This window comes from Paraburkholderia edwinii, assembly GCF_019428685.1.
GTDB lineage: Bacteria > Pseudomonadota > Gammaproteobacteria > Burkholderiales > Burkholderiaceae > Paraburkholderia > Paraburkholderia edwinii.
Genome location: NZ_CP080095.1, coordinates 2,376,739 through 2,390,768 on the forward strand (window position 1 = coordinate 2,376,739; position 14,030 = coordinate 2,390,768).

Consider the following 14,030-nt stretch of genomic DNA (forward strand, 5'->3'; position numbering starts at 1 on the left):
ACGCACCGGTAATCGCACCAGGAATAGGGGGATGCGGGACATGCCAATGACGCCGTCGCTGCACGGTCAGATGATGGATATGCCGCTGACGGTGTCTGCGCTGTTAAGACACGCGGCGCGCTTTTATGGCCCGGTCGAAATTGTGTCGCGGCGTATCGAGGGCGACCTGCATCGCTATACCTATCGCGATTGCGAGCAGCGCGCGAAACAGCTTGCGCAGGCGCTGATCGGGCTCGGCGTGCAGCCGGGCGAGCGCATTGCGACGCTCGCGTGGAATGGTTACCGGCACCTCGAAACCTACTACGGCACCACGGGCTTTGGCGCGGTTTGCCATACGATCAATCCGCGGCTGTTCCCCGATCAGATCGCGTTCATCATCAACGATGCGCAAGACCGCTACGTGCTGTTCGACATCACATTCGCGCCGCTCGTCGATGCGCTTGCGCCGCAGTGCCCGCACGTACGCGGCTGGATCGCGCTGACCGACGACGCGCATCTGCCCGACATGCGCACCCGTGCGTCGAGCGATGTATCAAGCTATGTATCGAGCTATGTATCGAGCTATGAAGCACTGATCGCGCCGTACGACGGCGCGTTTGAATGGCCGCTGATCGACGAGCGCAGCGCATCGTATCTCTGCTATACGTCCGGCACGACCGGTCATCCGAAAGGCGCGCTGTACACGCATCGGTCGACGGTGCTGCATGCGTACAATGCCGCGCTGCCCAATGCGATGGCCTTGTCCGCGCGCGATGTCGTGATGCCGGTCGTGCCGATGTTCCATGTGAACGCATGGGGCCTGCCGCATGCGGGGCCGCTCGCGGGATCGAAGCTCGTGCTGCCCGGCAAGGAGCTCGACGGACGGTCGCTCTATGAGTTGATGGAAGCGGAACAGGTGACGTATTCGGCCGGCGTGCCGACCGTGTGGCTCGGCCTGCTTGCGCATATGAAGGAAACCGGCGCGCGTTTTTCGACGCTCGAGCGTACGGTGATCGGCGGCTCGGCCTGTCCGCCCGCGATGCTGCGCGCGTTCGAGGACGACTACGGCGTCGAAGTGATTCACGCGTGGGGCATGACCGAGATGTCGCCGCTCGGCACGCTCGTGAAGCTGACGGGCGAAGAGGCGCAACGGCCGCCCGCCGAGCAGCGCGCGCTGCGCGAGAAGCAGGGGCGGCCGCTCTTCAACGTCGATATGAAAATCGTCGGCGACGACGGCCGCGAGCTGCCGTGGGACGGCGTGTCGTTCGGCGATCTGCATGTGCGCGGGCCATGCGTGATCGACCGCTACTTCGGTGCAGAGACGTCGCCGCTGATCGACGGCTGGTTTCCGACCGGCGATGTCGCGACGCTCGACCCCGACGGCTTTATGCATATCACCGATCGCAGCAAGGACGTCATCAAGTCCGGCGGCGAATGGATCAGTTCGATCGATCTCGAGAACATTGCGGTCGCGCATCCGGCCGTGGCCGAAGCGGCGTGTGTCGCCGTTGCGCATCCGCGCTGGACGGAGCGGCCGCTGCTCGTGGTCGTCAGGCGGCCGCGCGCCACGCTGACGCGCGAAGATTTACTCGCGTTCTATGCGGACAAGGTCGTCAAATGGTGGGTTCCCGACGATGTCGTATTCGTCGACGAATTGCCGCATACGGCCACCGGCAAGCTGCAAAAAGTCAAGCTGCGCGAGCAGTTCCGCGACTATGTACTGCCGTCCGTGCTGGCTGATAAGGATTGTCCGTTGACACCGCGTGCCTGAATTGAACGATCGTTCCTGTCTGTGTATCCTGCGTGCTCACAAAACGTTCGCTGCAAATCGCGGACAATGACCGATATGTCCCGCTGAAACCGTGTGAACGTCATGCGTTACACGCATCGTGCGTTCCGTGCACGCGGTATGCGGCTCCCCGGTCAACACGGAGGCACGCAGATGGCAGTCGCGCAGATGACAGTCGATTACACGACGCACGACGGCGTCGCCGTTATCACCCTGAATAACCCGCCCGTGAACGGCCTTGGGCACTCGACGCGCGCCGGCATCGTCGCTGGACTCGAACGCGCGCGGCAGGATTCGCAGGTGAGCGCGATCGTGCTGACCGGCGCCGGCAAGGTGTTCTGCGGCGGCGCCGACATTACCGAATTCAACACGCCGAAAGCCACGCAGGAGCCGATGCTCGGCGCCGTGATTCGCGCGCTCGAAAGCAGCGCGAAGCCGGTCGTCGCGGCGCTCCATGGCGTGGCGATGGGCGGCGGGCTCGAACTCGCGCTGGGCGCGCACTATCGTGTCGCCGCGCGCGGCACGCAGATCGCGCTGCCGGAAGTGAAGCTCGGCATTCTGCCCGGCGCGGGCGGCACGCAGCGCCTGCCGCGTGCGATCGGGCTGCAGCGCGCGCTCGATATGATCGTGACGGGAACGCCGGTGATGTCCGAAGCGCTTGCGGACACCGCGCTATTCGACAAGCTCGTCGACGCCGATTTGCTTGCCGCCGCGCGCGAATTGGCGTGTGAAGCAGCCGCGCGGCCCGGTCCGCACCCGACACTGCGCGACCGCGCGATCGGCGATCACGATGCGGCGGCAACTCACATCGCATCCGCGCGCAAACAGATCGCCGAAACCGCGAAGCACTTCCCGGCGCCGCATCGATGCATCGATGCGATCGAAGCCGGCGTGTTGCACGGTTTCGATCAAGGCCTCGCGTTCGAGCGCGAATGTTTCAACGCGCTTGTGCAGTCGACCGAAAGCCGTGCGCTGCGCCACGCGTTTTTCGGCGAACGTGCGGCCGGTAAGATCGCCGATGTGCCGTCCGATACGCCGACGCGCACGATTGCACAGGTCTGCGTAATCGGCGCGGGCACGATGGGCGGCGGCATCGCGATGAACTTTGCCAACGCGGGTTTACCGGTTACGCTGATCGACACGAGCCAGCCAGCGCTCGAGCGCGGTCTCGCGACGATCCGCAAGAATTACGACAACACTGTCAAAAAAGGCAAGCTGGCGGCCGATGTTGCGGAACAACGGCTGTCGCGTATTACGCCATCGCTGTCGTACGACGATTTGAAGCAGGCGGATCTGATCGTCGAAGCGGTATTCGAAGACCTCAGTGTGAAAGAGCAGGTGTTTCGCCAGATCGACGCGCTCGCGAAGCCCGACGCGATCCTCGCATCGAACACGTCGACGCTCGATCTGAACCGGATCGCCGCGTTCACGCAGCGGCCGCAGGACGTGGTCGGCATGCATTTCTTCAGCCCGGCCAATGTGATGAAGCTGCTCGAAGTCGTGCGTGGCGAAAAGACGGCAAAGGACGTGCTTGCCACCGTCATGAAGCTTGCGAAGAAGATCGGCAAGACGGCGGTTGTCGCGGGCGTCTGCGACGGCTTTATCGGCAACCGGATGATCGAGCAATACGTCCGCCAGTCGTTCTTTATGCTCGAGGAGGGCGCGCTGCCGGCGCAGGTCGACCGCGCGATTGAGGCGTTCGGTTTTGCGATGGGGCCGTTCCGGATGAGCGATCTCGCCGGCAACGATATCGGCTGGGCGATTCGCAAGCGCCGTTATCGCGAGCATCCGGAGCAACGCTATTCGACAGTCGCCGACCGGTTGTGCGAGATGGGACGCTTCGGTCAGAAGACCGGCGGCGGCTGGTACGACTACGCGGCGGGCGATCGCACCGCGCGTCCGTCGCAGCTTGTCGACGAAATGATCGTCGCGCATGCGCAGGAAGCGGGCATCACGCGCCGCGAACTGAGCGATGAAGAAATCGTCGAGCGTCTCGTCTACGCGCTCGTCAACGAAGGCGCGAGGATTCTCGACGAAGGCATTGCGTCGAAAGCGTCCGATATCGACATGGTCTATTTGACCGGTTACGGTTTTCCACTGTGGCGCGGCGGACCGATGCTGTATGCGGATACGGTCGGTCTCGCCGAGGTGGAGCGCGCGATCGGGCGTTATGCGGCGGCGCAACCGAACGGCGATGCATGGGATATTGCACCGGGACTCGTCGAGCGCGCGACGCAGGGGCGGCGTTTCAACGGCTAGCTCGCCAGCGGAAGCTAGCTAGCGGATAAAACAACGGGAGAGGCAAGAGAAAGCATGACAACGGAATCGAAATACAGGATCAACCAGACCGAAGATGTGTTGCTGGTGGTCGATCTGCAAAACGACTTTATGCCGGGCGGCGCGCTCGCGGTCGCCCGCGGCGATGAGGTCGTGCCGATCGCGAACCGGCTTGCGCGTCTGTTCACGCACGTCGTGCTGACGCAGGACTGGCACCCGCGCTCGCATATTTCGTTTGCCGCGAATCACGCGGGCCGCAAGCCGTTCGAGTACATGACGCTGCCGTACGGCGAACAGGTGATGTGGCCCGTCCATTGCGTGCAGGAAACGCCGGGCGCCGCGTTCCATCGCGACGTCGATATACCTCACGCGCGGGCGATCGTCCGCAAGGGGCATCACCAGCATGTCGACAGCTATTCGGCATTCGTCGAAGCCGACCATGTGACGCCGACCGGACTTACCGGTTACTTGCGCGACACCGGTGTCAAACGTGTCTGGTGCTGCGGGCTCGCAACCGACTTTTGCGTGGCGTGGTCGTCGCTCGATGCGCGCGCGGCGGGGTTCGACGTATTCGTCATCGAAGACGCAACGCGCGCGATCGACCTCGACGGCTCGCTCGATGCGGCGTGGCGCGAGATGCAGGCGGCCGGCGTGCAGCGCGTGCGCTCGCCGGATCTGCTCGGTGAATCGTCTGCGGATCGGGCCGAGGGACTGGCGGCTCATTTGTCCACTCATTCGCCCAACTAGGTGGCGCCGCCTTTCGTGTCCATCGCCATCGCCCGACCGCAGGCCGTCACGGCGCGCAGCATCGTGCAGATTCTGCTCGCGATGTTCTGCTTCGCGCTCGTCGACGCGCTGGCGAAAGCGGTCTCGCTCAATTATCCGGCCAACGAGCTCACGTTTTTTCGCATGCTGTTCGGTCTCGCGCCGGCGCTTGTGATGTGTCTGCGCGGCACGCCATTGCGCGAGCGGTTTAAAACATTGAGCCTGCGCAGGCAAACATTGCGCGCACTCACGCTGCTCGTCACGCTGGGACTGTTTTTCGCAGGGCTGCCGTATGCGCCGCTTTCCGAAGCGGTCGCGATTCTGTACTCGGAGGCGCTCTTCGTTACCGTGCTCGCGCCGCTGCTGCTGAAGGAATCGCTGCGCCGCCGCGATGCCGCGGCGGCCGCCATCGGTTTTATCGGCGTGCTGCTGATCGTGCGGCCGACGGGCACTCACTCGAACTGGATCGGACCGCTGCTGCTGATTCTGAGCGCAATCACGGGCGCGCTATCGATCATCCAGATCAAGAACTTCAAGCCCACCGAAGATTCGAGCGTCGCGGTGCTGTATTTCACGCTGATCGGCATGCTGGTCAGCGGCTTGTCGCTGCTGTTTCTATGGCGCACGCCGACGCTTGAGGCGCTTGGATTGATGGCGCTGATCGGCGTGCTCGCGGGCACAGGCCAGATTCTGATGACCGTCGCATTTCGCGATTCGAGCGCTAGCGCGCTCGCGCCGTACAACTACACGACCATTGTCTGGGCGACGCTGTTCGGTTATCTCGCGTGGGGTGAAACGATCGGGGTCGTTTCCGTGGCCGGCATCGCCCTGGTGGTGGGCAGTTCGATCGTGGTTGCGTTGCGCGGCAAGCCGGTCGAAGCGCCGACCGTGTGAATCACGAATCGGCGCCGCCGATATACGGGAACGGTACCGACAGCGACCCCTGATCGGTAAAGCGTGTGCCGCCGGTTATGCCGGTACCGGCCAGCCGACCGCGCAGGATGTACTCGATCTGGCTGTATTGCGACCGGTCGACAAACACGAACATCTGATGGAGCACGGCGAGCGCGGGGACGGTAACGGGCACGCTGACGACGGTTTCGCCGAATGCCGGCACGCTGCCGGACGCGGGGCTCACGCCGGTCGCGAACGCCTTGCCGTTCACTTCGAGGTCGACGGAAATGCCGCTGTAACTGACGGCTGAACTGCTCGGGTTCTGGATGCGCAGCTTCATGTTGAAGCGCACCTCCATGCCCTGGCTGTCGAGCGGCTCGAGGCCGGCGACGTTCACGCGCAGCGGATCGCTGCCGAACCACGTGGCGCAGCCCGCCAGCGCGGCCATGGCCATCATGGCAACCATGAAGCGAACCAACCTGGCGAAGCGATCGGAGTACATGGCCGGCACCTCGGTGAAAGCGGGGATGGTTCGGCCATTGTAGCCGGGGTCGCGGGGTTTCGGCGCGGTGCGGTTACTGAGATACGTATGCGTGTACGTTTGCCTCGGGCGCGCCCGGCGTTCGTTTGGTCATGGAAGTCGACCCATCCTATGCGCCGCTATCAGAGGAAGCGAAGCGTGTGGCCCGGGTCGCGAAAACCGCAGCGTCGGGCCCGACAGCGCGCAAGCCTGGTCAAAAAAGCTCACTTAAGCCCGGCCAGAATCCGCTCCATCTCGTCTTCGCCGAACGCGCGCAAAGTCGACGTTCGCACATTCCCTTGCAGACCGAGCGCAAGTCCGATACGCGTCGCGGTCTCGTCGTCGGGACAATCGAATGACACAACGAGATCGTAGGCGCCGAGCGTCCACTTAAGCGAGCCGATCTTCGTGCCGAACGCCTGCGCGGTTTCCTGAAACGCCTTTGCACGCTTGACAGTGTCCTTCACGTTACGAATACCCTGATCGGTCCAGTTCACGAGCATGATGTAGGTAGCCATGGTGCCCCCTCGAAGTCGGATGGCGATGTGCCGTGCCGATGTGCCGTACATGTCGCGCGGGTACCCGCGCGATGAAAAAAGTATAGGAAACAGCCAGGCTGCCGGCGGCAGTCGCATGTGCGTCAAGCGTCTGTCTTTTCCGCTTCGTTGCGGCTGATGCAAGTACATATTGACGAATCGTCTGTACGTGCCTCCTTCAATGCAAGCAATACGGCGGGTTATCATTTGCGGATGCGAGGTGCAGCGATATTGCGCGACCGGCATTCATCAAAACGTTTCATTCGACACGGAGAAGACCATGATTCGTCACATCGTGATGTGGAAGCTTAAAGAGCAGGCCGAAGGCGCGACGCGCGCGGAAAACGCCGTGAAGCTGAAAGAGAAACTCGAAGGCTGCCGCTCGATCGTTCCGGGCATTCTGCATCTCGAAGCCGGCATCGCGAAGCCGGGCCTCGAATCCAGCTACGACGTCGTGCTGGTTTCCGATTTCGCCGACAAGGCCGCGCTCGACGCCTATCAGATCCATCCGACGCATGAAGCGCTGAAAGCGTTTGTCGGCAAGGTGCGCGAGTCGCGCGAATGCGTCGATTACGAAGTGTGATTTCCTCATGAACGATCCGCAACAGCCGCAGGGCCGTGCCGCGCCGCCGGCGATCGAAAGCCCGTTCGTCGATCATCTCGGCGTGCGCGTCGTCAGCGCCGCGGACGGCGTGAGCGAAGTCGTGCTGCCGCTCGCGCCCGACCATCTGAATACGTGGAACGTGGCACACGGCGGCGTGACGATGACGCTATCCGACGTCGCGCTCGCGATGGCTGCGCGCAGTCTTGCCGCCGATGGCGTCGGCGTGGTCACGGTCGAGATGAAGGTCAATTTCATGCAGCCGGGACGCGGCGAGTTGCGCGCGACCGGCCGTGTGCTGCATCGCTCGACCACGATGGCCTATTGCGAGGGCGAGATTCGCGACAGCGAAGGCCATTTCGTCGCGAAAGCGCTCGGCACCTTCAAGTACATGCGGCGTCTTGCGGTGGGCCGCGACGTCGTGCAGCAAAGGCAGCGCACCGATCCGTCGGCAAGGCCGGGGCCGAGCGACGGTTGAGCGCGAGGCCCTCCCGGAGGAGACCCGAAATGCCTGAAATCAATCGCCAGATTCTGCTCGTATCGCGCCCGCAGGGCGCAGCGAGCGCCGACAATTTTCGCCTTGTCGAAGCACCGCTCGCACCGCTCGCCGATGGCGAGTTTCGTGTGCGCAATCACTATCTGTCGCTCGACCCGTATATGCGCGGCCGGATGAGCGACAGCAAGTCGTACGCGGCGCCGCAGCCGCTCAACGAAGTGATGATCGGCGGCACCGCGGGCGAGGTGGTCGAATCGAAGCATCCGTCGTTCGCGGTCGGCGACAAGGTCACCGGCATGTTCGGCTGGCAGGAGTTCGGCACGTCGGATGGCCGCGGCATCACGAAAGTCGACGACACCCGCGTGCCACTGTCCGCATATCTCGGCGTGGTCGGCATGACGGGCGTTACCGCGTGGTACGGCCTGAATCGAATCATCGCGCCGCAGGCGGGGGAGACGGTCGTCGTCAGTGCGGCGAGCGGGGCGGTCGGCAGCGTCGTCGGGCAACTCGCGAAGCTGGCCGGCTGCCGTGCGGTCGGCATCGCGGGTGGCGAAACGAAATGTCGCTACGTGGTTCAGACGCTCGGCTTCGACGCGTGCGTGGACTACAAGGCGGGCAGGCTGTGCGAAGACCTGGAAAAGGCCACGCCGAACGGCGTCGACGGCTGCTTCGAAAACGTCGGCGGCGTGGTGTTCGACACGACGCTCGCGCGCATGAACGCGCATGGCCGCATCGCCGTGTGCGGGATGATCTCGCGTTACGACCCGAATCACGCGGCGCTGGCGAATGCCGGTGCGATTCTCACGCAGCGGCTCGCGCTGCGCGGCTTTATCGTCTATGAGCATCCCGACGTGTGGCCCGAAGCGTTACAGCAACTCGGCGAGCTCGTCGCATACAGGAAACTGCATTACCGCGAAAGCGTCGCCGAAGGGCTCGAAGCCGCGCCGCAGGCGTTTCTCGGCATGCTCGAAGGCCGAAACTTCGGCAAGCAGATCGTCAAGCTGATCTGAACCCCGTTCACACCAAACGCTGTCGGAGTCGTCTGTTCATCGCTTCCTTCCGGCGGTCTTCGTGTACCGCTGTGCATCCTGATGATGCATTTGTTTCTCAAATATGTAAAAAGTATGCTGACATAAGCAGATATTGCTTCAGTCAAATTTTGGCTCATAAGAATGGTCCTCGCATGCTCGTGATCGGACGACTTCTCCTGCTGGAGAGCGATTGCCCGATTATTTCGACATGCTTACTAACATGCGAGGAGTTATTCAATGAAGACGAACGACACTATTGTCCGGCAGTCGACGTATCGCTTGTATGGTGAGGAAAGCGCGAAGAGCGGTGCGCCTCAGCAGGCAGCATCACCTGCACCAACGTCGCCGGGCCGCAATCGCAGGTCCCCATTGCCCGCGCCGCCGGGCTGGTACGGTAAAGCAGACGGTAGCACGGCGCCGTCTTCCGTTTCGCAAACCACCAACGGCGTTGGGAACAACCTTGACGCGGTGACGCGGGTGCAACTCCAGGGTGTTCAGATCAAGACAGACTACTCGGCGAAGGAAGTATTGACGATTGCCGCAGATGCGTTCTCAAGGCCGATTTCCGCTTTTCTGGAGTACATGGGGAACGCGGGTTCGCTGCTCATCGATGGGCGGCCGGCGACGGAAGAAGAAAAACATACCATTCGTTCGTTTACCGAGAAATTCGACGCCATTGCGGGCGCGGCTGGCGGAGGCAGCATCCAGGCGGTGGGAAAAATGCTTCATCACATCAACGATGCGGCCAACGGCAAAATGCCGAGCCGGGACGAGATGGTCGCCAATATGATGGATGGCGTAAATATGATCGACGTTAAGATTCCGGACTTCAAGGGGAAGGTGCTAACGCGTCCGGACCCGCCTCCGCCGGAGGGTCCGGACGCGCCGCCGCCGGCGTCTGCGAGTAAACCGGCAATCAGTCAGCCGGCAAATCCCGCATCGACACAGCAAGCGACGGCACAGAACGCATCAGCACAGAACGGGACGCCCACGAACCTCGTGAAGGAACTGTCGAACCAGGGACCGCTTATCCTGCCGCCGCCGCTTACCCGGCAGGAAGATCAGCAAAGGATTGACGCGTTCGGGGGGCCGGTCACGTTTTACAGGAAAGACCGCGTGGTGCCGAACCCCGATGCCGCGGCTTCCCTTCGTGCAAGCGAGTATCGCGATCGGCGCGGCGTGCTGACAGTCGGCAAAGGCAAAGACCTGACTTCCTATGATCCGGGGATGAAAGCGGTTTTGAATCGCAATCGAAGCGCCGACGTCAGTCCGGCGCTCGCAAACGCGGATGTCATTGCGCTACGCAGTGGCCGGGACGGTGTGGCGGCGATCAACGTGAATTTTGCCGATCTGGCACCGGGTTCGACCACGATCGTCACCAGCGGGGCCATGCGCGGAGACATGACATTATTCACCGCCGACGAATCAGGTTTTTCCGCGTATCGCGCGCAGGCGTCGAAGAAGACGCGAGCGAAATCGGCCGATGCGGCTGCGGCCAGCATTGCGAGCGCTCACGAACGTTTCGGCAAAACCGATACGTATGCCAAGCCGCCGGCGAGCGGCTTCGACGCGGTGTTTCGCGCGGCGAAAAGTCACCCGTTTTCGGCGCTTGTCTATAGCTACGACGTTGCGCCGAACGGTCAGCCGCACCCGAAATTCGGCCCCACGAGCGATGTGGGGCTGCGCCCGGACGGCAGACCCTGGAGTTCAGTGAATTTTAATTATCTGGCTCCGGGCAAGAGTTCCAGCGAGGTCGGTACGGCGCAAGCGATAATCGTGAAAGACCTGAACGGCAAGGTGACCGTGCGGGTATTGGCTCAGCGTGGCAAACTGGAAAACCCGCTGCGCGGTCCACGTCCGTCTTACACGTATCGCCCGATCGAGAGCTCCGTGGGTTCCTTTACGACGCGCGATCGCGTTTAATGCTACGCGGCGCATGACGTGTAGAACGTCAACCTGGTAGGGTGACGCACTCCCTGTCGCCCGACCGGATGTGCGGCGGCAAAAGAAAATCAAAAGGCAATCGCTCAAATGTCGATGTTCGAATTCACCAGCAAGGTCGCGGTCATTACCGGCGCAGCAAGCGGTTTCGGTCGGGCGTTCGCGGATGAGGGCGCGGCGCTCGGCATGAAGCTCGTGCTGGCCGATATCGACGAAGCGGCGCTCGCGCGCGCGGTCGACGAACTGCGCGCGGGGGGCGCCGACGCGATCGGCGTGCGCACTGATGTATCGCGCGGCGAAGAGGTCGAAGCGCTCGCGCAGGCGGCGCTCGACGCGTTCGGCGGCGTCCATCTGCTGTTCAACAACGCTGGTGTGGGCGCGCTCGGCTATCTGTGGGAATGCTCGGCGAACGACTGGTCGTGGGTACTCGGCGTTAACGTGATGGGTGTCGCGCACGGTGTGCGCGTCTTCACGCCGATCATGCTGCGGCAGAACGAGCCTGCGCATATCGTCAATACGGCGTCGGTCGCGGGGCTGGTGTCGGCGCCGGCAATGGGCGTCTACAACGCATCGAAACATGCCGTCGTTTCGTTGACCGAGACCCTTTATCACGATCTGCGTCAGGTAGGCGCACCGGTCGGCTGCTCGCTGTTGTGTCCCGCCTATGTGCCGACCGGTATTGTGGATTCGGGACGCACACGTCCTATCGAACTTCGCGACGATGCGCCGCCAAGCGCGTCGCGCGTGGCCGCGGACCAGCAACTGCGGCGCGCGGTGGAGTCGGGCAGAAAGAGCGCCGCCGACATTGCAAAGCTCACATTCGAGGCGGTGCGCGAAGGGCGTTTCTACGTCATCACGCATCCGTCGATTTTTGTGGCGGTGAAGTCGCGCCACGCCGATATCGAAGACGGCCGTGCGCCGACCGATCCGATGTCGCTCAGGCGTCCGGCAAAGCCCGGTGCCTAACGCGCGAGCGCCCGCCGGGTCAGATTTCCGGCGAGCGCAGCGTTGGCGCTTATCGTCCGCCGTGATGCTTGCCTTCCGCAAGCGTTGACCACAGGAACTCGCGAATCATGGCCTGTGTCGTGGCGACCGCCTCGGGCAGCACGCCGGCGCCATGCCCGCCATCCTCCCGCTCGAACAGCCAGACGCGTTGATGGCCGAGCCCCTGCATGCGCGCCGTCATCTTGCGCGCATGGCCCGGATGCACGCGATCGTCGGTGGAGGACGTCACGAACAGCACCGGCGGATAGGCCACATCGGGTTGAACGCGGTGGTAAGGCGAATAGCGCAACAGGAAGCGCAGATCATCCGGTTCGTCGGGGTTGCCATATTCGTCGATCCATAGCGCACCTTGCAGCAACAGATGAAAGCGCGACATGTCGAGCAGCGGCACTTCGGAGACGACCGCGCCGAACAGGTCGGGCCGCTGCATCATGCAAGCGGCAGTCAGCAGGCCGCCGTTGCTACCGCCGACGATGCCCAGTTGCTGTGGCGTCGTGACGCCCGTGTCGATGAGCGCTTGCGCGATCGTCATGAAGTCGTCGAACGCGACCTGGCGGTTTTCGCGCCGCGCGGCCTCATGCCAGGCCGTTCCAAATTCTCCGCCACCGCGCGTGCAGGCGATGGCGAGCACACCGCCGCGCTCAAGCCACGCGAATCCTTCGGTATCGACGTAGCTCGGCGCATCCATCGAGACCGCGAATCCGCCGTAGCCGGACAACATGCACGGCCGTGGCGTGTCGCCTTGTCCGCTCGCGCGGCCGATCACCCAGTATGGAATCGGTTCGCCGTCGGCAGCGATCGCATGGTGTCGCTGTGCCGCGAAGCCGGTCGCATCGAACTGGGCCGGCAACTGTGAAACGCGGCGCCACGGCTCGTCCGTACCGAGATCGGCGTAAAACAGCGTCGGCGGCGTGAGGAAATGGCAGACGTGGATGAGTACGGTATCGTCGACTTCGCAGTGGACCGCGGAAATGGAAACCTCGCTTTCCGCAGGGAGTGCCAGCTCGCGTTGCTGCCACGGCAAGCCCGGGCCGATGGGCGCTCGCCATTGCACGACGCGTGTTTTGCCGTTGTCGGAGAACACGACCGAGATCATGTGTCTGGTGTAGACCGCATCGGCGAGAACCTGCCTGTCGGCGGGTGCGAACAGTGTCGTGAAATCACGTGCGCCGCCAAGAAACGCATGGCGGTCAATAGCGAGCAATGAGTCTGCGGGGTAGGCAGATCCTTCGATGTCCCAGGCTGTACGCAGACTGACCATCAACCAGCCGTTCCACAGAGTCAGGGCCGCATCCATCGGCAGGTCGTATTGCCGCCAGGCACCGCTGGTTTCGTCGAGCCAAAACTTCTCGAATTCGAAAAAGCTCTTCATGCGCACGGCGTTGTGAACCTTCGCGAGACAGTCGTAAAAGACGCAAGTCCCCTGATCGTTTACGTCGCATGCGAACACCACCGGCGCAGCATCGACCGCGGAGCCCCGCGTCCATTTGCGAGTCTGCTGCGGGTATTTCGATGCGGTGAGATTGACCTCCCCATTGACGGCGCTGTTGTCCCACGCAACGTAGACCGTGTTGCGATCGATCCAGCTGATCGTGTGAACGCCGGCGACCGGAAGATTGAATCCGTCCTCGACGAACGCACGCGCGTTGATATCGAATTCCTTGACGACACACGCATCGGCACCGCCAGGCGACAGCAGGACCAGCGCGCGGTCGGCGTCCGGGTAGAGGATCTGGAAGTCTTGCAGTGTCCAGCGCGTGCTGTCGTCGTTGCGACAGTTGAGGTCGATCGCGCCGATGTCGAGCACGGTTTCCCATTGGGCGGTGCCTGCGAGCCAGACATCCCAGGGTGTTCGGCGCACGAAGCCGAGCGGGTGCGCGGCGTCGATCCAGGTGTTGTAGGCCCAGTCGTTCCAGCGCGAACAGACGATCAGTTGTTCTTCGGACGTATAGGCTTCGAGGAGGCGCCTCGACAATGCGTCGACGCGTGCGCCACGGCCGAATGCCTCGATGGTTCGTGCACATTGCGCGTCGACCCATGCGTCGACAGCCGGATCGTCGAGTGCTTCGAGGGCAAGATACGGGTCGCTGTCATTCGACGGCGGCCAGTTGACGCCTGGCGCCACGATATTTTCAGGCATAGGTATTTCCTCGCGCGGTTGAGCGAGGAGAATCTTGCTGTACGCGCCTTGTGCGC

Annotated in this window: 12 protein-coding genes; 9 read left to right on the forward strand and 3 right to left on the reverse strand. The window is 62.9% G+C overall.

Translation table 11 applies throughout. The features are described from left to right. The first annotated feature begins 46 nt into the window (after positions 1-46). The 4 genes from KZJ38_RS10535 to KZJ38_RS10550 all read left to right on the forward strand — a co-directional run bounded on the left by KZJ38_RS10535 (position 47) and on the right by KZJ38_RS10550 (position 5,704). Complete coding sequence (locus tag KZJ38_RS10535) at positions 47-1,750, forward strand: 3-(methylthio)propionyl-CoA ligase (RefSeq protein ID WP_219800225.1); 1,704 nt, start codon at positions 47-49, stop codon at positions 1,748-1,750. Between the two features lie 186 nt (positions 1,751-1,936). Next, positions 1,937-4,027, forward strand: a complete 2,091-nt coding sequence (locus KZJ38_RS10540; protein WP_219800227.1) for a 3-hydroxyacyl-CoA dehydrogenase NAD-binding domain-containing protein — start codon at positions 1,937-1,939, stop codon at positions 4,025-4,027. 78 nt (positions 4,028-4,105) lie between these two features. Further along, positions 4,106-4,792, forward strand: coding sequence for a bifunctional nicotinamidase/pyrazinamidase (gene pncA / locus KZJ38_RS10545; RefSeq protein ID WP_219800228.1), 687 nt, complete (start codon positions 4,106-4,108; stop codon positions 4,790-4,792). A gap of 81 nt (positions 4,793-4,873) precedes the next feature. Next, entirely contained in the window at positions 4,874-5,704 is an 831-nt protein-coding gene (locus KZJ38_RS10550; protein ID WP_219800229.1) for a DMT family transporter, read from the forward strand. 1 nt (position 5,705) lies between these two features. On the opposite strand, the gene KZJ38_RS10555 is transcribed toward KZJ38_RS10550, so the two are convergent. Both KZJ38_RS10555 and KZJ38_RS10560 read right to left on the reverse strand, forming a co-directional pair. Beyond that, complete coding sequence (locus KZJ38_RS10555) at positions 5,706-6,206, reverse strand: LEA/WHy family protein (protein ID WP_219799980.1); 501 nt, start codon at positions 6,204-6,206, stop codon at positions 5,706-5,708. 242 nt (positions 6,207-6,448) lie between these two features. Next, positions 6,449-6,742 carry a GYD domain-containing protein gene (locus KZJ38_RS10560; protein ID WP_219799981.1) on the reverse strand — a complete coding sequence of 98 codons (294 nt, stop codon included), beginning with the start codon at positions 6,740-6,742 and terminating at the stop codon, positions 6,449-6,451. 298 nt (positions 6,743-7,040) lie between these two features. Here KZJ38_RS10560 and KZJ38_RS10565 point away from each other — a divergent pair, with 298 nt between their 5' ends. The 5 genes from KZJ38_RS10565 to KZJ38_RS10585 all read left to right on the forward strand — a co-directional run bounded on the left by KZJ38_RS10565 (position 7,041) and on the right by KZJ38_RS10585 (position 11,795). Further along, the gene (locus tag KZJ38_RS10565; protein WP_219799982.1) at positions 7,041-7,343 is read left to right on the forward strand and encodes a Dabb family protein; all 303 of its coding nucleotides are present in this window, start codon (positions 7,041-7,043) and stop codon (positions 7,341-7,343) included. A gap of 7 nt (positions 7,344-7,350) precedes the next feature. Beyond that, positions 7,351-7,839 (forward strand): PaaI family thioesterase, encoded by a 489-nt coding sequence (locus KZJ38_RS10570; protein ID WP_219799983.1) that lies wholly within the window; start codon positions 7,351-7,353, stop codon positions 7,837-7,839. A 29-nt stretch (positions 7,840-7,868) separates the two neighbouring features. Continuing rightward, positions 7,869-8,867 carry an NADP-dependent oxidoreductase gene (locus KZJ38_RS10575; protein WP_219799984.1) on the forward strand — a complete coding sequence of 333 codons (999 nt, stop codon included), beginning with the start codon at positions 7,869-7,871 and terminating at the stop codon, positions 8,865-8,867. Between the two features lie 258 nt (positions 8,868-9,125). After that, complete coding sequence (locus KZJ38_RS10580; RefSeq protein WP_219799985.1) at positions 9,126-10,811, forward strand: hypothetical protein; 1,686 nt, start codon at positions 9,126-9,128, stop codon at positions 10,809-10,811. 114 nt (positions 10,812-10,925) lie between these two features. Continuing rightward, a complete protein-coding gene (locus tag KZJ38_RS10585; protein WP_219800231.1) occupies positions 10,926-11,795 on the forward strand; it encodes an SDR family oxidoreductase in 870 nt (289 codons plus the stop codon). A gap of 49 nt (positions 11,796-11,844) precedes the next feature. Here KZJ38_RS10585 and KZJ38_RS10590 read toward each other — a convergent pair whose 3' ends face one another. Continuing rightward, positions 11,845-13,974, reverse strand: coding sequence for a prolyl oligopeptidase family serine peptidase (locus tag KZJ38_RS10590; RefSeq protein WP_219799986.1), 2,130 nt, complete (start codon positions 13,972-13,974; stop codon positions 11,845-11,847). Between the last annotated feature and the right edge of the window lie 56 nt (positions 13,975-14,030).